Origin of the sequence: Duganella vulcania (assembly GCF_009857655.1) — a bacterium.
GTDB classification, from domain to species: Bacteria; Pseudomonadota; Gammaproteobacteria; order Burkholderiales; family Burkholderiaceae_D; genus Rugamonas; species Rugamonas vulcania.
Genome location: NZ_WWCX01000013.1, coordinates 58,855 through 79,812, shown reverse-complemented (window position 1 = coordinate 79,812; position 20,958 = coordinate 58,855). Strand labels below are relative to the sequence as shown.

The window sequence follows — 20,958 nt, the reverse complement described above, 5'->3', positions numbered from 1 at the left end:
TTCAACAACGACAAAAATGCACAAATCACTGATCGCGCTCGCCATCCTGAGCACCGCAGCCCAAGCCGATGAAGGCATGTGGATGCCGCAACAGCTGCCACAAGTAGCCAAGCAACTGAAGGCCGCCGGCCTGAAACTCGACCCCGCCAACCTGACCAAACTGACCGAGTTCCCGATGGGCGCCATCGTCAGCCTGGGCGGCTGCTCGGCTTCCTTCGTGTCGCCGCAAGGCCTGGTCGCCACCAACCACCACTGCGTCTACGGCAGCGTGGCGCACAATTCCACACCGGAACGCGACCTGCTGGCCAATGGCTTCCTGGCCCACAGCTTTGCCGAGGAACTGCCGGCCGCCCCAGGCAGCCGCATCTTCGTGACCAAGGCCGTCACCAACGTCAGCAAGCAAGTGGTCACCGCCGATGTCGCCAAACTGAGCGGCAAGAAGCGCAGCGACGCCATCGAGAAGAACCAGAAAGCCATCCAGGCCGAATGCGAAAAGGACGAGGGCCACCGCTGCACCGTGTCGTCCTACTACGGCGGCCTGGAGTACTACCTGATCAAGCAACTGGAAATCCGCGACGTGCGCCTGGTGCACGCGCCACCGGCCGGCGTGGGCAAGTTCGGCGGCGACACCGACAACTGGATGTGGCCGCGCCACACCGGCGACTACGGCTTCTACCGCGCCTACGTCAGCAAGGACGGCAAGGCCGCCGACTTCAGCAAGGACAACGTCCCCTACATTCCGCAGCACTACCTGAAGCTGGCCAAGGAAGGCGTGAAGGAAGGCGACTTCGTCATGGTGCTGGGCTACCCGGGCCGCACCAACCGCCACCGCCTGCCGTCGGAAGTGGCTTACACCTTCGACTGGAGCTACCCGGCCTTCGTCAAGACCTCGGCGGAAAACCTGGCCATCATCGCCGACGCCACCAAGGACAACAAGGACACCGCGCTGAAATACGCGTCGCAGGTCGCCAGCATCAATAACTACTACAAGAACCGCCAGGGCATGCTGGACTCCTATGCCGGCAGCGATATGCTGCAGCGTAAAACCGCCGAGCACGAAGCGCTGAAGACCTGGATCAACGCCACCCCGGCCCGCAAGGCCGAATACGCCGGCGACATCGAGCTGGTGGAAAAGCTGATCGCCCAGCGCGACGCCGAAACCAAGCGCGACTACTTCCTGGCCTCGTCCAAGCCGCGCCTGCTCAACACTGCGCGCATGCTGTACCGCCTGGCCAACGAGAACACCAAGCCTGACGCCGAGCGCAAGTCCGGCTACCAGGTCCGCGACGTGCCGCGCATCAAATCGTCGGTCGCCGCCTTGGTGCGCAACTACGACGAGAAGGTCGACAAGGCGCTGGTGATCAACAGCCTGGCTAAATACGCGGCCCAGCCGGCGGCCCAGCGCAACGCCAGCTTCGACGCCATCTTCGGCATCAAGGACGGCATGAGCAAGGCCGACCTGCAAGCCGTGCTGGACGCGATGTACGCCGGCAGCAAGCTGGGCGACGCCGCCGAGCGCGCCAGCTGGATCGGCAAGACGCCGGCAGAGTTCAAGGCCAGCAACGACGCCTTCATCAAGACCGCCGTCGCCATGTACGACATGGACATGAAAAACGAAGCGGATGAAGAGGAACTGGGCGGCAAGCTGCAGCAAGCCTACGCCAACTACATGAAGGCCAAGATCGCCTTCATGCAGAGCAAGGGCCAGGCGGTCTACCCTGACGCCAACAGCACCCTGCGCGTGACCTTCGGCCAGATCGCCGGCCGCGACCACGGCGCCGACGGCACCACCTGGAAGGCCTTCACCACGGTCGAAGGCGTGGCCGCCAAGGCCACCGGCGTGGGCGAGTTCAACGCGCCGAAAGCCCAGCTGGCCGCGATCAAGGCCAAGGACTTCGGCAAGTACGTCGATCCGAAACTGAAATCGGTGCCGGTCGCCTTCCTGGCCACGCTGGACATCACCGGCGGCAACTCCGGCTCGGCCGCGCTGAACGCCAAGGGCGAGTGGATCGGCCTGGCCTTCGACGGCACGCTGGATTCCATCATCTCGGACTGGGACTTCAACAAGGCCAACACCCGCGACATCCAGGTCGACCTGCGCTACATCCTGTGGAACATGAAGCACGTCGACCACGCCGACAACCTGCTGAAGGAAATGCACGCGGAATAAGCCTCCCCGCGTCACCGACGAAACCACGCCCCGGCAACGCGGCGTGGTTTTTTTCATGGATCGGTTACATTAAGGCCTTCCCACAACCGTGTTCAGGAGAAGTCATGGCCGCGAAAAAAGTCGCCGTAGTGATCGGCAGTCTGCGCAAGGATTCGCTCAACCGCAAGTTCGCCCACGAACTGATCGCGCTGGCGCCGCCGTCGTTGCAGATGGAGATCGTCGAGATCGGCGAACTGCCGCTGTACAACCAGGACCTGGAGGAAAACGGCGCCACCGCGCCGCAGACCTGGACCCACTTCCGCCAGCGCATGAAGGAAGCGCAGGCCGCGCTGTTCGTCACGCCGGAATACAACCGCTCGGTGCCGGCGCCGCTGAAGAACGCCATCGACGTCGGCTCGCGCCCTTACGGCAGCAGCATCTGGAGCGGCAAGCCGGCCGCCATCGTCAGCGTCTCGCCGGGCGCGACGGGCGGCTTCGGCTCGAACCACCACCTGCGCCAGTCAATGGTGTTCCTCGACATGCCGCTGTTGCAGCAGCCCGAAGCCTACATCGGCGGCGCCGCCAAGCTGCTCGGCGACGACGGCAAGTTGAACAACGACAGCACCCGGGAGTTCCTGCAAAAGTTCATGGCCGCCTTCGCCGCCTGGGTGGACACCAACGCCAAAGCCTGATCAGCGCTTGATCGCCTTGAAGGCGTGGCCGGCCTCGGTCAGCGCGGCCGGCCTGGCGGCGGCTCCGGCCGCCGGCGGCGCCGCGCGTTGCAGCGCCAGCAGCAGCGGCGCATTCCGGTCCGGCAGCAGCGCCAGGTCCGCGCCCGGCAGGCGCTGGGCCAGCACGCCCGCCGCGTCCGCGCCCACCGGCTCGCAACTGACGTACAGCCGGTACGACGCCCAGCTGTTGCCTACCTCCAGCATGAACCCCGCCACGTTCACCGAACCTGGCGGACCGGGCAGCGCCGTCACGCGCAGCCGCGTCTTGCCCTTGCGCAGATGCAGCGCGTCCCAGGTCTGCATCGGATAGAACTGCGGCGGCCGCAGCACCGACTTGGCCGACGCCAGCCCGGCGGCGACCGGCTCCACCACGATCACCGGCAGCTTACCCAGCGATGCCAGCGGCGCCACCCCGCCGTAGCGGCCGCTGCTGGCAGGCGTCACCAGCAGCAGGTCGGCCGCCGGCCACCGGCGTGCCGCCTCGGCGCTATAGGCGTCCGCATCGGCGCCCACGGTCAGGATGGTCAGGCCCTGGAAGCGGATCAGCGCCAGCCCCTTGCCCGCCAGTTGCACCCGCCCCGGCGCGGTTGGCGCCGCCTGCGCCGCGCCCTCCAGCTCGATCACGTAGCGCGGCCCGATCTGCGCCAGCCCCACCCTGCACCCCAGCGCCAGCAGCACCAGCACGATCACCGCGCGCCATCCGTAACGGTTGCCCATCGCTTTCTCCCGGTCAAGTTCCAGTTCTCCAGTAGACCACCAGCCGCATAAGGTTTTCTTGAAGCAACTCAATACGTGCGCCGGACCGGGCCGGCGCCGCTCAAAAATCGGGCACGAATGATACAATTCCGCCCTCGGCAGTGCGTTGCAGTGCTTACCAAGCGCGACGTGCCCTCCCCCAACTCCCTCTGAGATCCAGACCGCCATGCACCCAGACATGCCCACGCCTTACGAACAAGGCAATCAAAACCAGACCACCCTGTGGAGCGAGTGCATCGCCTTCTACCAGGAGCTGGCGCAACGCTTCCCGCAGGTGCTGCGTTTTGAGCAGATCGGCACCTCCGACGGCGGCATCCCGGTGCATGCGGGCGTAGTCAGCGCGGACGGCGTGTTCGACCGCGCGCAAATCAAGGCCGAAGGCCGCACCGTCTTCTTCAACAACAACGGCATCCACCCCGGCGAACCCGAAGGCGTGGACGCCTGCATGGCCATCGTGCGCGACCTGTGCTTCGATCCGGCCCGCCTCGCCGCGCTGGGCAAGACCGTGCTGCTGTTCGTCCCGCTGTACAACGTCGACGGCGCACTCAACCGCGCCAACACCTCGCGCGTCAACCAGGACGGCCCGGAGCAGTTCGGCTTCCGCGGCAACAGCCGCCACCTGGACCTCAATCGCGACTTCATCAAGTGCGACACGCTCAACGCGCAGCTGTTCAACCAGCTCGTCACCAGCTGGGATCCGGACGTGATGGTGGACACCCACACCTCCAACGGCGCCGACTATCCGTACACAATGACGCTGATCCACACGCAGGCGGACAAGCTGGGCTACGGCCTCGGCCCCTTCCTGCGCGAGACCATGCTGCCGCACATCTACGCGCAGATGGAAGCGAAAGGCTGGCCGACCTGCCCCTACGTCAACCCGGTGCAGGACACGCCGGACGACGGCATCGCCGAATTCCTGGAAGTGCCGCGCTTCTCGACCGGCTTCGCGGCGCTGCACCACGTGATCGGCTTCATGCCCGAGACGCACATGCTCAAGCCCTTCAAGGACCGCTACGAATCGATGCGCGCGCTGCTGGACGTGACCATGGCCTTCACCGTCTCGCACGGTGAGCAGATCCGCAAGCTGCGCGCCGACGCGCGCGAGCAGGCCGCCAACGCCAAGGAGTGGACCGTGAGCTGGAAGATGGACGAAGCCAATCCGTCGACCTTCCGCTTCAAGGGCTACGCGGCCAAGCGCAGCCCAAGCCTGCTGGGCGACTACGTCCGCCTGTCCTACGACCGCAGCCAGCCATGGGAAAAGGACATCGCCTACTACAACAGCTTCGTGCCGTCGGCCACCGTGCGCGCACCGAAAGGCTACGTGGTCCCGCAAGCCTGGCGCGAAGTCATCGAGCGCCTGCAATGGAACGGCGTGGAGATGGCGCGCTTCGACGAAGCCTCCACCTTCGAGGCGCAGTACTACCACATCGCCTCCGTCACCTCGCGCCCGAACGCCTACGAAGGCCATATGTACCACGACGAGGTGGAACTGGAAGCGCGCACCGGCAGCTTCACCGTGCAGCCGGGCGACTACTTCATCCCGCTCAAGCAGGCCAACGCCCGCTACGCCGTCGAGACGCTGGAACCGCAAGGCCACGACTCCTTCTTCCGCTGGGGTTTCTTCAACAGCGTGCTGGAGAAAAAAGAAGCCTACTCCGACTACGTGTTCGAAGACCTGGCGCTGGAGATGCTGGAAACCGAGCCTGAACTGAAGGCGAAATTCGAACAATGGAAGGCCGCCAATCCGGCGCTGCTGACCAACCAGGACAAGGTCCTCGGCTTCATCTTCGAAAACGGCAAGCGCCACGCGGAGCCGGAATGGCGCCGCTATCCGGTACTGTCCGTCCTCTAAATACTGCACCAACCCGCATCACCCCATGCGCGCGGCGGCGATCCCGCGGCGCGCATGCTAGCTGCCCACAAGGCCATAGCCCATGCATTACGCACTAAACCTGCGCACGTTTTTCTACAGCCATTACTTTTACCTGGGCCTGCGCTTCGCAGCGGGCCTGGTCGGCGTCACCCTGATCACGCTGCAATTCGCCGGCCTGTCCACCGCCATGACGGTGTGCATCGGCGCGCTCTGCACCGCGCTGATGGACATGCCCAGCCCCCTGCGCCACAAGTTCAACGAGATGAGCGCCTCGGTGCTGCTGTGCAGCGCCGTCACGCTGTTGATCAGCCTGTGCGCGCCGGTGCATTGGCTGCTGATGACGATGCTGGTGGCGATCAGCTTCCTGGCCTGCATGATGGTCGTCTACGGCAAGAAGTCGATGCCGCTGCAACTGGCCACGCTGTTCATCATGACCATGTCGATGGAACACGACATGACGGCGCGCGAGTCCTTCATCCACACCGGCCTGTTCACCTTGGGCGCCGTGGCCTACCTGGCCTACGCCATGGGCATCTCGTGGATACTGCGCCACCGCATCAAGCAGCAGGTGCTGGCCGAGGCGCTGTTCGAGCTGGCGGCCTACATCGACATCAAGGCCGACTTCTACGACACGCGCTACAACCTCACCGAGCAATTCAACAAGCTGGTACGCCACCAAAGCCTGCTGGCCGACCGCCAGCAAGCCTCGCGCGACCTGATACTGCGCAGCCACCAGAACAGCAAGGACGCCATCGTCGTACAGACCCACGTCTGCATGCTGGACCTGTATGAGCTGGTGCTGTCCACCCACACCGACTACGCGCAGCTGCGCGTGCACCTGGCCGATTCGCCGGTGCTCAAGACGCTGCACGACCTGGCCTACAAGGCGGCGCGCGATATCGAATCGGTGGCCTACGACGTCACGCGCAAGAAGGCGTCCTACCCGGAGATCAGCTACGAGCCGGAACTGGCCGCCATCGAGGCGGAGCTTGCGGCCCTGCAGCGGCGCGTGGACGAGGGCAAGCCGGTACAGGAGGCGCTGGCCGTGCTGCGCGCGCAGCGCAACAAGATCCGCGCCATCATCAAGATGATCGGTGAGCTGCACCAGGCCAGCCAGAAGGCCTACGACACCACGCCGTTCTGGGTCGACGCCGACATGGGGCCCTTCCTGTCGCAGCAGAAGTACGAGCTGCGCATGATCCTGTCGCACCTGCGCTTCGATTCGCCGATCTTCCGCTTCTCGCTGCGGGTGGCGATGGCGATCTCGGTCGGCCTGGCGGTGGCTGCGTGGCTGCCGTACGCGGCGCACAGCTACTGGATCGTGCTCACCATCGTCATCATCCTCAAGCCCAGCTTCAGCATGACCAAGCAGCGCCGCAGCGACCGCATCGTCGGCACCATCATCGGCTGCGTGATCACGGCGCTGATCATCAAGTACCTGAACTATCCGGCGGCGATCCTCGGCTTCCTGATTTTGTCGACGGTGGCCACGCCGACCTTCATCTACGTGCGCTACCGCTACGCGGCCATCGCGGTCAGCATCATGATCCTGCTGCAGATGCACCTGATCGCGCCGGGCAACCATGACCTGATCGTCGAGCGGCTGATCGACACCTTCATCGGCGCGGCGGTGGCGACCGCGTTCAGCTTCGTGCTGGCGACCTGGGAATACCAGACCCTGCCCCGCCTGATCCGCGAGGTGCTGGACGTGAACCTGCGCTACATGCAGGCCAGCTTCGATCTTCTGCAGGGCAAAGGCAAGGACGATTTCGCGTATCGCATCGAGCGCAAGCGCCTGATGGACAGCCTGGCCGCGCTCAGCTCCGCGCTGGTGCGCATGCTCGACGAGCCGGCCCGCAAGCAGCGCGCGGTGGAGGACATCAACCTGTTCATCGTGCAGAACTACCTGCTGGTGGCGCACGTGGCCGCGCTGCGCGCCATCCTGCGCCGCCACGTGAAGGAGCTGCCGACGGAGCCGGTCAACGCCATGCTGCGCGAGAGCCATGAGCAGGTCATGCACACATTGACGCAGGCGCTGGCGCCGCAAACCGCAGGCGCTCCGCCGGCGGCTGCGGCGACGGCCACCGCGCCTGCCGCCATCGATGATGCCGGCGTGCCGTGGTCCGGCTGGCCGCTGGTGCAACGCCGCATTCGCCTGCTGCAGGCGGACGCCCTCAAGATCATCGTCCACAGCGAAGCCATTGTCCGCGACGTGGCCTGATCCGGCCCTGCGCCAGCAGCTCTGGCGCAGGCCTGTTAAGATGGATGGATGAGCGCTACCTCCCCGCCTTCCTTCAGCACCCGCGACCTGATCTCCGCCCTGTTCGTAGTCCTCATCTGGGGCACCAACTTCGTCGCGATGAAGGTCGGCCTGCGCCACCTCACACCGTTCCAGATGGGCGCCGCCCGCTACGTGTTCGCCGTGCTGCCGCTGATCCTGTTCATCCGCCCGCCCAAGCTGCCGGCGAAATGGATCATCGCCTACGGCTTGTGCCAGGGCGTCGGCCAATTCGGCCTGCTGTTCCTGTCGCTGCGGATCGGCATGTCGGCAGCACTGGCCTCCGTCATCCTGCAAACGCAAGTCTTCTTCACCGCCTTCTTTGGTTTCGCGCTGCTGCACGAACGCGCCAGCCGCCAGCTGCAAGCGGGCCTGCTGCTGGCCGCAGTGGGCCTGGTGTGCTTCGGCATGAACTACGTGCAGCCCGGCCACGCGGGCGGCACCACCGCCGGCGGCTTCGTGCTATGCCTGGCCGCCGCCGCGATGTGGGCGGCGTCGAACATCGTCGTGCGCCGTGCGCAGCAGGCCACGCCGCAGTTCGATGTGGTGGGGTTCATGGTCTGGTGCAGCCTGGTGCCGATACTGCCGTTCATCTGCCTGTCGCTGGCATTCGACGATCCGGCCACGCGCTGGAGCTGGACCAGCGCGCCATTGGACACCTGGATCTCGGCGGCCTACCTGGGCTGGATGGCGACCATCCTCGGCTACGCCATGTGGACACGTTTGCTCAAGCGCCATCCGGTCAACCGCGTGGCGCCTTTCAGCCTTGGCGTGCCGGTGGTCGGCATCAGCGCCGGCATGATCGCGCTGGGCGACGTCATCACCGGCTGGCAGTGGGCCGGCATCGCGCTGATCGTCGCCTCGCTGATCTGCACCATGTTCGGCGGACGCTGGTTGGGCCGCCGCGGCTAATCAGGCGAAGCAGACCCGGTTGCGGCCCGTCTGCTTGGCGCGGTACAGCAGCGCGTCGGCCTTTTGCAGCATTGCTTCCGCGGTGCCTGCAGCCAGGTCGGCGTACACACCCATGCTCATCGTGACCTTCAGGTCGGGATGCACCTCATGCCACGGGAAGCCTTCGATCAGGTTGCGCAGCTTGTCGCACAGCGCGGCGGCTTGCGGCAGTTCGGTCTCCGGGAAGGCGATCACGAATTCCTCGCCGCCGTAGCGCGCCACCAGATCGCTCAGGCGCATATGGCTGCGCAGGATCTCGCCCACCTGGCGCAGCACCGCGTCGCCGGTGGCGTGCGAGAACTGGTCGTTGATGCGCTTGAAGAAATCGATATCGCCGATCACCATGCTCAATGGCCGCTTGTGGCGCACCGCATGGCTGAACAGCGTGGTCGCATGCTCGTCGAAGTGGCGGCGGTTATGCAGCTTGGTCAACGCGTCGCGCACACTCAGTTCGCGCATCTGCTCCGCTTGCGCCAGGATGGTCTGGTGGGTGGCCTTCAGCTCCTCGTGCGAGTGCGCCAGCTGCTCGCTCATGTCGTTGAAGGCGCTGGCCAGCGCCGCCACTTCATCCTTGCCCTCCACCGGCACCCGCTGCAGCAACGAACCGCCGTGCATGGCACGCACCGCGTCGGTCAGGTGACTGAGCTTGCGGCTCAAGCCTCGGCTTAACAAGACGCCCAGCAGCACCGCCAGCGCCGCCGCGCCGGTCACGCCGGCCAGCAGCGCTTCGCGCATCGCGTCCATGTACTGCATTTCCTGTTTGCTGGGCGTGAAAATGCCTTCCGGTGAAATGTAGGCGGCCACCCGATCGCCCACCTTGACGGCGCGCGCATCCTTGCGGGCGGATTCCGGCAACAGCTCACCGCGCCGGTACACGCCGGCCCCCAACAGCACACGGTAATCCTGGTCGGCGACAATGAAGTGATATGGGGGCTCGCCGTTGCCGCGACGCGGCGGCGGCGGACGGTCGTCGCGGCGCGCAGGCTCTTCGCCCTGTGGCGGCCCCGGACGGTCTTCGCCTGGCCGTGGCCCTGGGCGATCCTCACCACCCTGCGGCGGTCCCTGACGATCTTCACCATCCTGCTCTGGTGGCGGCGGCCGGCTGCCTTGCGCATCCCGCCGGCTGTGCATGAACTCATCAAAGCCCTCCTGGCCGCCGGCGGCCTGCCAGCTGCCGTACTTTTGCAGGTAAGCGCTCATGCCTTCGTAAAAGGTGTCGGCGGCGTGCTGGCGGCGGATCACATCGACCTTCTTGGTCATGCCCACGTAGGCCAGGCCGCCCACCATTGCCACCGCTGCCAATCCGGTCAGCAGCAAGGCCAGCATGAATTTCGTGCGCAGGGACATCGGAGCTCCATCAAATTATTGCCAGTTGGACAGCAATCATACCTGATGGACGCCCCGCCGTAAAAAATCCGCCCTTAAAAAGTTACTCTTAAGAACGCATTCTTCATAGGGAAAATCGCCAGTTATATTGAATTATTATGGCCAGTATCACAAATCAAAAGTTTATTTATTACTGAAAGACGCGCATACTGCACTGCAACAAACAAACATTTAAAGGAGCTTGCCATGAGCGCATCGAACAACCTGACTTACACCGACTTCGCCACCCCTGGCTATGCCAGCAATGTTGCCGCCGCAGCGCGCCAGCTGGTTGCCGCACTGTTCGCCGTCAAGCCACGTCCAGCCGTTGTGGCGGACGAAGTTGTCTCGCCGCGCCAGAAAGCCTCCGCCGCCGCCTGGCTGAACAGCATGGCCAATGACTGCGAACGTCATTCCCCCAGCCTGTCCGCCGAACTGCGCTTCCTGGCCTCGCGCGGCTAATTGAACCGAATTTAACTTCCTGGAGATCACCATGTTGACCATCATCGAAAACCTGCCTGCCGCCATCGCCCTGTCGGGCCTCGTACTGCGCCTCTACCTGGGCGCAAATCCAGGCAAAGAAGAAGCGTAAGCTGCCGCACCAAACAAAAAGCCCCGGTTACGCGCAAGCGGCCGGGGCTTTTTTAACGTCGCGAGGTTTTACGCGGCGTGATTCAATCGCGAATTGCGCATGCCGTACAAGAAGTAGGTCAGCACCGCCGCGCTCATCCAGATGACGAAGATGGTGTAGGTCGTCATCGACAGGCCGAACATCAGGTACAGGCAGGCGGCGATGCTCAAGCCCGGCACCACGTACGGGCCGAATGGCACGCGGAAGCCCTTGGTGCCCTTGCCGTTTTCCTTCTTGCGCATCACCGGCACCGCCAGCGACACCACGATGAAGGCCGTCAGCGTCCCCATGCTGACCATATCCCACAGGAAGGTCGCGTCCACGAAACCGGCCACCAGGCCGACCACGATGCAGACGATCAGCGTGTTATGCACCGGCGACGCCGTGCGCGGGTTCACCTTCTGGAACGACTTGGAAATCAGGCCGTCTTTCGAGATCGCGTACAGGATGCGGGTCTGGCCGTAGATCGTCACCAGCGTCACGCTGAACACCGAGATCACCGCGCCCGCCGCCAGCACCAGCGCCGGCCAGGTCTTGCCGGTTACGTTCTGCAAGATCACGGCCAGGCCGGCTTCCTGCCCGGCGAACTTGTAGGCCGGCTGCGCGCCCATGGCCGCCACGGCCACCAGCAGGTAGAACAAGGTGACGATGCCCAGCGCCGCCAGGATGCCGATCGGCACGTTGCGCTTGGGGTCGCGCACTTCCTCGCCGGCGGTGGCCACGGTGTCCAGTCCGATGAAGGAGAAGAACACGGTGGCCGCTGCGGCCGTCACGCCGGTCATGCCGGTGATGTGGGCGCCGTTGTCCGGGCTGAAGAATGGGTGGAAATTGTTTATATCAAATCCCGAGAACGCGATCGCCACGAAGAAGATCAGGATCGCCAGCTTGATCATTACCATGATGGCGTTGGTGGTGGCCGATTCCTTGGTGCCGCGTATCAGCAGCAGGCAGCACAGGCCGACCAGCAGCACCGGCGGCAGGTTGATATGCCCGGCGTGGATCTCCATGCCCTTGGGCGTGGACACGATCATCGGCGAGCGCAGCGCCTCGGGAATATGCCAGCCGAAGGCGTTGTTGAGGAAGTTGTTCAGGTAGTCGGACCAGCCGATCGCCGTGGCGCTGGCCGCCAACCCGTATTCAAGCAGCAGGCAGGCCGCCATGATGAAGGCCAGGAACTCGCCGACGGTGGCGTACGCGAACGAGTACGACGAGCCGGAGGCCGGAATGCGGAACGACAATTCGGCATAGCACAGCGCGGTCAGGCCGGCGGTGATGGCGGCGAACAGGAAGGACAGGATCACGGAGGGCCCGGCTTTTGGCACGGCCTCCACCATCGTGAAGAAGATACCGGTGCCGATCGTGGCGCCGACACCGATCATCGTCAAGGGGAACAAGCCTATGGAGCGGTGCAGGCTGTTGCTACTGGTAGGAGCAGGTTCTACTTGGTTGTCGACCGGCTTGATACGGGTCAGTTTCTGGACCAACGTTTGGTTCACAGGTAATCCTTGTGGGAGATATGTACGGGCAAAAAAACTAAGCGATTATAGGGCCTTCCGGCCCATCGCAATACAGTAATTTTGTGTTAGAAAAACAACTTGGACGCCAGGCGGGACAAGGGCTCCGTTACAGTTGCTTACTTTTGATACAGCGGGATGTATAGATTGGAAATTGTTGTCAAGCTACTCTAGGCTCAAGTGTTACATCCAGCCAATAAGGAGACCATCATGCCTATCCAAAAGATCCCCACCGTATCCCGGCGTATCCATCCTGCCGTCGCGGGCGCCGCCGTTGTTTTGCTGGGCCTGGCGGGCACCTTGGCGACCTGGCTGGTGCGCGGTTAAGCGTACGCCCCGAGGTAGTCGCGCTTGCCGACCGGGACGCCCTGGTTGCGCAGGATGTCGTGGGCGGTGGCGATGTGGAAGAAGAAGTTCGGCAACGCGAACGTCAGCAGGTAATCGTCCCCTTTGAACTCCGGCTGGAACGAACCAAAATTAAGTTTGATCGCGCGCGCCTCGCTGCCGGCGAAATCGCTTTCGGCGACGCTGTCCAGATAGGCGATGGTGTCGGCGATCCGCTGCTGCAATTGGGCAAACGAGGTCTCGTTGTCTTCAAACTTGGGCGCGGGCACGCCGCTCAGGCGCTCCACCGACAATTTCGACGTATCGCTGGCGCGCTGCACCTGCGCCGACAGCGGCAACATATCGTCCGCCAGCCGCGCGGAGATCAGCGCATCCGGCACCGAGCCATGCTGCTCGGCATAGGCTTCCGCCTTCCCCAGCAAGTCCGACAACACCTTCAAGCCACGCACAAACACGGGCACCGACACCCGATGCATCGATAACGACATCGCGAACTCCAATGGGTAAGGAAGAGCTTGTGAGTGTAACGCAAGCCTAGCCAATCCGCAGCGCCAATGAACCGATCAAGCCAACTGATCGACGTTGCTGCCGATCTTGCTGGTGTCGGATGTTTTGTCGGGATGGGCAATGCTGTAGACCAGCTGCTCCTGGGCGGAGACTGTTCCATCCTTGTTGGTATCGGCCGCTTCGTAGGTTTTGGTCGAGCTGCTGGCGCTGCTGACGCCGCCCGCACCACCGCCGCCACCTACACCGCGTCCGCCTTCCGCATGCTGGCCCCCTTGCGGGCCGCTGGGGCCACCCGCTTCGCCGCCGCCATTGGGGCGCGGTGGCGCGAAGGAGCCGCTCTTGATCGCGGTCTCAAGGTCGGATTGAGTGATCGATCCAGTCTTCTGCGTATCGATCGCGTCAAACTGCTTGGTGGCGTCATCGGCCGACACGCCTTTCGACGCCAGCCCCGATACGAATTCGTCCTTGTTGACCTTGCCGTCCTTGTCGGCATCCAGGTCAGTGAATACCTTGGCCGCGAAGCGGGCCGCCCCCTTCGCGGGATCGAAGGTGGTGGCCTGGGTGCTGCCGCTTGAAACGCCGCTGATTGCTGTGGTCATGTCGATTACTCCGTAGTTAAGGAATGCTATTCCTGTTAACGAAACAATCGGTGTAACTATGACCCCGCAAAGTGTAAAGCGGCGTAAAGATCAGGAAACGCGCACCACCATCAGTCCCGCGCGCAAGCCGACGCGTACGTCCGGGTTGGGGAATACCACCAGCTCCTCGGGATGCTGGACGGTATAAACGGTATCGCCATCGCGCGCGATTTCCTCGCCCTGCTTGAGCGCCGTGAAGTTGTGCGTCTCTTTGCCGAACGCCATCTGGAACTTGTCGCTCAACTTGATGATCTGGCGCGCCGTGTTGAACACGTGCGGCTGCTGCCTGGCCTCACGCCTGGCCGCGCCGCGCAGCAGGTCGTCCAGCGCCTGCGACGCATCGGCAAACTGCGACAGATCGTTCTGCCCCAGCGTGCCGATACGCCCCAGCTCCACCGTGGTACCGGCCGCCGCGTGATGCTCGGCCGAGTAGTAGCTGTACGTCCCCACCGAAGCAGGATTCATGATGACCGCACCAATGCCGGCCAACCCGAGCCACTCGATCAACTCGCGGCGCGGCTGGTCGGGAATCAGCTCCGGCACGATGGCGAAGGTCGGATACACCGACGGCCGTATCGCCGTATGCAGATCCAGATGCCAGCGCACCGGCCCCGCGCCATCGAAGAAGGCGGCCGTCGCGGCGATCATCACATCGGCGCGCGCCGCTTCGGCCGTGCCTTCCAGCGAGCCGCGCTCCTTGCGGAACATGCGGTTCAAGTCGGCGTCGATGAAACGCTTGCCGGCCCTGATCGCGCCGATATTGCCGACGCAAAGCATCAGGTTGACCGCGAGCGAGGAAGCCTGCTGCGACAGGGCCTCCAGCAGATACGCCACCACCTCGATCGGCCCGGTCTCGTCGCCGTGCACGCCGACCGAAACCAGCACGCTCGGACGTGCGCCCTCGGCCTTGATCGTCAGGATGCCGTCGGCCGGCTGCGTCACCGCAAACCCGGCCGCCGAAAAGCGCCGCGCGACCACGCTGAAATCCGCTTCAGCCAGTGCGCGCACCGACTCAGGCAAAGCCTTGGGTAAATCGTCGCTCATTACACCACCAGCATCGTGTTACCGGAATTGGTCGCCTCGGACAAAGCCCAAACGTCCAGCATCGCCTGTTCCAGATCGGCCGACGCCGCGTAGCCGGACAAGCCCAGCGTGTTGGCGACGACTTCCACCGCCTCCACTGCCGTATGGCCGCCGGTCGCATGCTGCAGCACCTGCGACAGCAGGCGTTGCTGCGTGCGGCGCAGCGCGTTCTGTGCGTAGCTGCGCAGCTGCTCCTGCGAACGGCTGGTGGCCGGCAGCTTCAGGCCGCGCTCCAGCATGTCGATGCCGACCTGCGCGCGCAGCGCCAGGCCCACTTGCAGGAACGCCGGCAGGTCCATGCCTTCCGGACGCGATACCGACAGCGCCGCGAACACAAACGCCGCCACCGCATCGATCGCATCGACAGCCTTCCAGGCCTGGACGAATTCGGCGCGCAGGCCGGAGGTGATGTCCGCATCCGACTGGCCGTCGGCCGGCGTCAACTGCGCCAGCGTCTCAGGCTTGGCGAACAGCTTGGTCAGCTCGGCCACGCCGGCGCGCAGCTGGTCGGCAGGCACCGACAGCGCGCCTTCGATCACCGACTTTTGCAGCACGCGGGTACGCGCATCGACCTTGATCGACACAGCGCGCGGCACCTTCAGCGCATCCGCATCCAGCGTCGTGAAGATCGGCGCCAGGTTCAGCGCGGACCATGCCTGGCCCCACGCCAGGATCACTTCCGATTCGTCCACGCCATGTTCGCCGGCCAGTTGGCGCAGCATCAGCGGACCGCAGCGGTTGACCGATTCGTTGGCCAGCACGGTCGCCAGGATGGCGTTGGCCAGCGGGTGCGCCAGCGCAGGGCGGGTTGCCACCAGCAGGTCCGGGAAGTACGGCTTCAATACCGACTCGGCCCAGCTCAGGTCCGTCAGCGGCAGCGCCGACAGGATGCGCTTGTAGCGGTTCTTCACGTTGGCGACCACCACCGCCAGTTCCGGCGTGGTCAGGCCACGGCCGTCGGCCTTGCGGCGCGCCAGTTCGGCCACCGATGGCAGCTGCTCCAGCTCACGCGACAGCGCGCCCTCTTCCTCCAGCGACGCGATCAGCGCGGCGTAGCCGTCCTGCACCGCGGCGTCGACCTGCGCCTGCGCCTCGCGCACCAGCAGCTGCGTTTGCAGCGTGTTGTCGCGCAGGACCAGGCGTTCGATGTCGGCGGTCATTTCGTTCAGCACGCGGTTGCGGTCTGCCTCGCTCAGCTGGCCGGCGTTCATTTCCACGTCCAGCCACATCTTCGCGTTCACTTCATGGTCCGAGCAATCCACGCCGGCCGAGTTGTCGATCGCATCGGTGAAGATGCGGCCACCCGCCAGCGCGAACTCGATGCGGCCGGCCTGGGTCGCGCCCAGGTTGCCGCCTTCCGCCACGACCTTGCAGCGCAGCTGGTTGCCGTCCACGCGGATGTTGTCGTTGGCGCGGTCCTTGACCTGCGCGTGCGATTCGGTCGACGCCTTGATGTAGGTCCCGATGCCGCCGTTGTAGAACAGGTCCACAGGCGCCAGCAGGATGCGGTGCATCAGTTCTTCAGGCGGCAGCGAGGTTTCCTCGATATCCAGCATGGCGCGGATCTGCGGCGACAGCTCGATGCTGCGGGCGCTGCGCGGGAACACACCGCCGCCGGCCGAGATCAGCTCCTTGTTGTAGTCATCCCACGAGGAGCGCGGCAGCGCGAACATGCGCTCGCGTTCGACGAAGGATTTTTCCATGTCCGGATTCGGATCGAGGAAGATGTGGCGGTGATCGAAGGCCGCCACGATTTTCAGTTTGCGCGACAGCAGCGCGCCGTTGCCAAACACGTCGCCCGACATGTCGCCCACGCCCACCATCGTCACCGGGGTGGCGTGGATGTCGTGGTCCATTTCGTAGAAGTGGCGCTTGACGGCTTCGAACGCGCCCTTGGCGGTGATGCCCATCTTCTTGTGGTCGTAGCCGTTCGAGCCGCCCGACGCGAACGCGTCGCCCAGCCAGAAGCCGCGCTGCACGGCGATGCCGTTGGCGATGTCGGAGAAGGTTGCGGTGCCCTTGTCGGCGGCCACCACCAGGTACGGATCGTTGCCGTCGTAGCAGACGGTATCGGCAGGCGAGACGATCTTGCCCAGCACGCGGTTGTCGGTCACTTCCAGCAGGCTGGCGATGAACAGGCGATACACTGCCTCACCTTCGGCCGCAATGGTTTCACGCACGGCATCCTTCGGCATCTGCTTGCAGACGAAGCCGCCCTTGGCGCCGGCCGGCACGATGACGGCGTTCTTCACCATCTGCGCCTTCACCAGGCCGAGGACTTCGGTGCGGTAGTCTTCCATGCGGTCCGACCAGCGCAGGCCACCACGGGCGACCGGGCCGCCGCGCAGGTGCACGCCTTCGAAGCGGCGCGAGAACACGAAGATCTCGCGGAACGGACGCGGCTCCGGCACCAGCGACAGATTGCTGGTGTCGAACTTGAAGATGATCTTGTCGCCCTTCTGGTTGTTCTGGAAGTAGTTGGTGCGCAGCGTGGCGGACATCAGGTCCGTCATCGCGCCCAGCACTTCCTCGCTGTCGGCGTGGTTGATCGCCGGCAGGCGGCTCTTGATGCCGGCCAGCGTATCGAGCGCGGCGGCGCGGGTGGCATCGTCCAGCGCAGGATTGAAGCGCTGCAGGAAGGCATCCACCAGCTCCTTGACCACCACCGGCTGTTTGCGCAGCGTCTCGGCGATGTAGCGCACCGAGAAGCGGCTGCCGGTCTGGCGCCAGTAGCTCATGTAGGCGCGCACCAGCTGCACCTGGCGCACACTCAGGCCGCCTTCGATGACCAGGCCATTCAGGCGGCCATCTTCAGCTTCGTTGTTGAACAATGCGGTGAACAGCTCCTGCGCGACCGGCACGATTTCCGGCTTGGCCAGGTTGGTGCCGCTGGCGGCATTGACCGACAGGCTAGTGACGAAATGACGCTTGCCGTCCACGCGCAGCGAGTGCGCCTGTTCGCGGTCGATCGCCACGCCGGCGTTATGCAGCGCAGGCAGGATGGTCGACAGCGACGGTACGCGGTCGACGGAGTACAAACGGATGGTGGTGGCGTCGGCCACGGTTTCAACACGCACGTCCACGCGCGACGGATCGGTGTTGCGCAGGATGGTGCCCAGGTCGTGGAAGGCGGCTTCCGGCGCGGTGGCGGCGACGTAGTCGGTCGGCAGCGTGGCGCACATCTTGCGCAAGCTGGCGCGCAGCGGCACGTCGGCCACGGCGTCGGCCAGCGCGGAGAACTGGTCGTGCCAGCCGTCCAGCACCGACAACAGCGGTTGCTGGATATCGGTTTCCAGGTCCAGCGGATAACGCGCGCCGTGGGCGATCAGGTACACGCGGGCCAGCGGGCCGTCAGCCACCAGCGTCTGCGAGCTGACATGCTGGGCGCCGGAACTGGCCTGCAGCGCCTTGGCCAGCGAGGAAGCGACGCTTGCGCTGTAACGCTCACGCGGCAGGTAGACCAGCACGTTCAGGTGGCGCGCATACACGTCGCGGCGGGCGAACACCTTGGTACGCGGCTGCTTGTACAGCGACACCACGGCGCCGCACACTTCGGCCAGCCATTCAGGTTCCGCTTCCAGCGCTTCGGTGCGCGGCAGCGATTCCAGGATTTCGATGAATTTCTCGGCGCGGAAGCCTTCCTGGCGCACGCCGGCGATGCTCAGCACCTTGGCCACGCGGCCACGCGCGAACGGCAGGCGGTTCAGCGGCGTCGCGGTGGCGGCGCGGGTGAACAGGCCCACGAAGCAGTATTCGCCCAGGATCGCGCCTTGCGCGTCGGTGTGGCGGATGCCGATGAAGTCCAGCTGCTGGTCGCGGTGCAGCGTGCCTTCGACGTCGGCCTTGACGATGGACAGCGTGTTGACGCGCTTCGACAGCGTGTCGAAATCGCCGGGGATATTGGCCAGGCAGGTGCCGTAGACCGGATGCGCCGTATCCTGCAGCACGCCGATGCGGCTAGGGATATCGCGTTCGAGTTCGCGCGCGCCCGGCTTGACCTGGTAGTAGGCGTAGCCGAACGGCTCGAAGCCTTCGGTTTTGGCCCATTCCAGGAAGGCGGCGACTTCCTTGCCTTCTTCGCCGTGCGATGCGGCTTCGGCGCCGATGCGGCTGAAGTGTTCCAGCATCGCGGCCTTGTCGCGGCGCACCACGGCGGCGTCGCGCGACACCATTTCCAGGCGCTCGGCCAGCATGCCGATTTCGGCGTCGGCCAGGTCTTCGGACAGCAGGCACATGACGTAGGATTCGAGCTTGGCGCCGGCCTGGCCGACGGCGGTGACCACGCCGTCCGCATTACGCGTGACCGGCAGCACCGAGTTCAGGACACCGCTGACGCCCACGCGCAGCTTGCGCATCGCCATGACGATCGAATCGACCAGGTAAGGCATGTCGTCGTTCAGGACCAGCAGCGCGGTGGCCATGCCGCCGCGGCCATCCGCGTAGCGCAGCTTGGCGATTTGCGCGCCGGAGCCGGAACGCTTGGAGGCTTGCGTGAAACCGTCCCACAACACCGGGGCGAGGCTGCCGGGGGCGGTGCCCGCCAGGTCTTCATCGTCCAGGGATCCGAGCCAGGCGCTGATCAGCGCTGCGACCTGGCCGCTGTCGCTGGCCGGCTTGCTGGCGTTGACCAAATCAAGCGTCTGTGCGCGCAGGTCTTGTGGCATTTGTTTCATCGAGCTTCTCCAATACGTTATGTGTATTTTATGTTGCAGGGCCGCGCCGGCTTGTGGCTGCGCGGCGGTGGTCGAGTGTAATTAAACACCAAATCGTCATATGGGGGCGAAAATCTGTTTTACAAATCGTACAGCCCTGGCAGGCCCAGAATGCGGCTCAGGTCTTCCAGCGCGGTGTGGACCTCGATCGCCAGCGCCGGATCGGCCAGGTCGGACGGTTCCAGACGGTCGCGGTAATGCTTCTCCACCCACGCCACCAGCGTGTGGTACAGCGCCTCGGTCATCACCACGCCTTGATGCATCGCAGCCGCTTCGGCGTCGGTCAGCGCCACGCGCAGGCGCAGGCACGCGGGGCCGCCGCCGTTGCGCATCGACTGGCGCAGGTCGAAGTGAATCAGTTCGTCGACCGCGTTGCCGCTGGCGACCAGGCCTTGCAGGTAGGCCGCGACGGCGGCGTTTTCCTCGCACTCCTGCGGGATCACCAGCGCCATCTTGCCGTTGTCCTTGCTCAGCAGCTGGCTGTTGAACAGATAGCTGTGCACCGCGTCGGCCACCGACACCTTGGCAGTATCGACGCGGATCGCGTTCAGGTCCGCGCCCACGCCGCCCATCGCGCGGCGCAGCTGTTCCAGCGCACCCCCTTCGTCGGCGAAAGCCTGCTCGTGGTAGAACAGCACATTGCCGTTGCCGACCGCGATCACGTCGTTGTGGAACACGCCCTGGTCGATCACGTCCGGATTCTGCTGGATGTAGACGGTGCGCTCGGCGGACAGGCCGTGCAGGCGGGCCACCGCCTGCGATGCTTCCAGCGTCTGGCGGGCCGGGTATTTTTTAGGCGCCGGCGCCGAGGCGTCGAACTCGGTGCGGCCGTAGACGAACATCTCGACGGCGGCGCTGCCGTGGTCCTTGCACAGGCGCGTGTGGTTGGCCGCGCCCTCGTCGCCGAATGCCGGCGTGCCTGGCAGCGCGTCATGCACCGCGAAGTGCTTCTCGTCCTTGAAGATGGCGCGCAGCGAACGTGCCGACTGCGCGTGCTCGAAAGCGCGGTGCAGCTTGTTATTCAGGTTGGCCGCGGTGAAGTGGGTGCGGCCGTCGGCGCTGTCGGCGGACGGGCTGACTGTGGCCGCGTTGGCGGTCCACATCGGCGAGGCCGAGTAGGCGCAGGCCAGGATCACCGGCGACTCCTTGGCGGCCTTGGCCAGCACCTCGGCATCGCTGCCGTTGAAACCGATGCTGCGCAGCAGGCGGAAATTCGGACGGTCCTGCGGCGGCAGCAGCGCCTGGCCGAAGCCGCGCGCGGCCAGCGCGCGCATCTTGGCCAGCCCTTGCAGCGCCGCCAGCTTCGGATTCGAAGCGCTCTTGACGTTGCTGAACGAGGCCACATTGCCGAACGACAGACCGGCGTAGTTGTGCGATGGGCCTACCAGGCCGTCGAAGTTGAATTCGCGTGCGCGCATCTCG

14 protein-coding genes are annotated in these 20,958 nt (G+C 64.7%); 6 read left to right on the top strand and 8 right to left on the bottom strand.

Annotated features, from left to right (window positions below):
- Positions 1–16: 16 nt before the first annotated feature.
- Together GTP90_RS10985 and GTP90_RS10980 are read left to right on the top strand one after the other, a co-directional pair.
- Positions 17–2,170: a S46 family peptidase gene (locus tag GTP90_RS10985; protein WP_161083559.1), complete on the top strand. Its 2,154-nt coding sequence runs from the start codon at positions 17–19 to the stop codon at positions 2,168–2,170.
- 104 nt (positions 2,171–2,274) lie between these two features.
- The gene (locus tag GTP90_RS10980; RefSeq protein WP_161083558.1) at positions 2,275–2,841 is read left to right on the top strand and encodes an NADPH-dependent FMN reductase; all 567 of its coding nucleotides are present in this window, start codon (positions 2,275–2,277) and stop codon (positions 2,839–2,841) included.
- On the opposite strand, the gene GTP90_RS10975 is transcribed toward GTP90_RS10980, so the two are convergent.
- On the bottom strand, positions 2,842–3,597 hold the full coding sequence (locus GTP90_RS10975; RefSeq protein WP_161083557.1) for a hypothetical protein: 756 nt from the start codon (positions 3,595–3,597) through the stop codon (positions 2,842–2,844).
- 205 nt (positions 3,598–3,802) lie between these two features.
- On the opposite strand from GTP90_RS10975, the gene GTP90_RS10970 reads away from it, so the two are divergent.
- The 3 genes from GTP90_RS10970 (at position 3,803) to GTP90_RS10960 (ending at position 8,702) form a co-directional block, all read left to right on the top strand.
- Complete coding sequence (locus GTP90_RS10970) at positions 3,803–5,491, top strand: M14 family zinc carboxypeptidase (protein WP_161083556.1); 1,689 nt, start codon at positions 3,803–3,805, stop codon at positions 5,489–5,491.
- Between the two features lie 82 nt (positions 5,492–5,573).
- Positions 5,574–7,733, top strand: coding sequence for an FUSC family protein (locus tag GTP90_RS10965; RefSeq protein WP_161083555.1), 2,160 nt, complete (start codon positions 5,574–5,576; stop codon positions 7,731–7,733).
- Between the two features lie 48 nt (positions 7,734–7,781).
- Entirely contained in the window at positions 7,782–8,702 is a 921-nt protein-coding gene (locus tag GTP90_RS10960) for an EamA family transporter (protein WP_161083554.1), read from the top strand.
- Here GTP90_RS10960 and GTP90_RS10955 read toward each other — a convergent pair whose 3' ends face one another.
- A complete protein-coding gene (locus GTP90_RS10955; RefSeq protein ID WP_161083553.1) occupies positions 8,703–10,088 on the bottom strand; it encodes a diguanylate cyclase in 1,386 nt (461 codons plus the stop codon).
- 225 nt (positions 10,089–10,313) lie between these two features.
- Here GTP90_RS10955 and GTP90_RS10950 point away from each other — a divergent pair, with 225 nt between their 5' ends.
- Positions 10,314–10,568, top strand: coding sequence for a hypothetical protein (locus tag GTP90_RS10950; protein ID WP_161083552.1), 255 nt, complete (start codon positions 10,314–10,316; stop codon positions 10,566–10,568).
- Between the two features lie 198 nt (positions 10,569–10,766).
- On the opposite strand, the gene GTP90_RS10945 is transcribed toward GTP90_RS10950, so the two are convergent.
- The 6 genes from GTP90_RS10945 to astB form a co-directional block, all read right to left on the bottom strand.
- Complete coding sequence (locus GTP90_RS10945; RefSeq protein ID WP_161083551.1) at positions 10,767–12,233, bottom strand: APC family permease; 1,467 nt, start codon at positions 12,231–12,233, stop codon at positions 10,767–10,769.
- Positions 12,234–12,574: 341 nt separating this feature from the next.
- On the bottom strand, positions 12,575–13,084 hold the full coding sequence (locus GTP90_RS10940) for a DUF1993 domain-containing protein (RefSeq protein ID WP_161083550.1): 510 nt from the start codon (positions 13,082–13,084) through the stop codon (positions 12,575–12,577).
- A 75-nt stretch (positions 13,085–13,159) separates the two neighbouring features.
- A complete protein-coding gene (locus GTP90_RS37310; protein WP_161083549.1) occupies positions 13,160–13,702 on the bottom strand; it encodes an EF-hand domain-containing protein in 543 nt (180 codons plus the stop codon).
- Positions 13,703–13,792: 90 nt separating this feature from the next.
- Positions 13,793–14,785, bottom strand: a complete 993-nt coding sequence (locus GTP90_RS10930) for a succinylglutamate desuccinylase (protein WP_161083548.1) — start codon at positions 14,783–14,785, stop codon at positions 13,793–13,795.
- On the bottom strand, positions 14,785–19,497 hold the full coding sequence (locus tag GTP90_RS10925; RefSeq protein ID WP_161083547.1) for an NAD-glutamate dehydrogenase domain-containing protein: 4,713 nt from the start codon (positions 19,495–19,497) through the stop codon (positions 14,785–14,787). Before GTP90_RS10925 ends, GTP90_RS10930 begins: the two co-directional genes overlap by 1 nt.
- A gap of 119 nt (positions 19,498–19,616) precedes the next feature.
- Positions 19,617–20,954: an N-succinylarginine dihydrolase gene (astB, locus tag GTP90_RS10920; protein WP_161083546.1), complete on the bottom strand. Its 1,338-nt coding sequence runs from the start codon at positions 20,952–20,954 to the stop codon at positions 19,617–19,619.
- Positions 20,955–20,958: the final 4 nt, after the last annotated feature.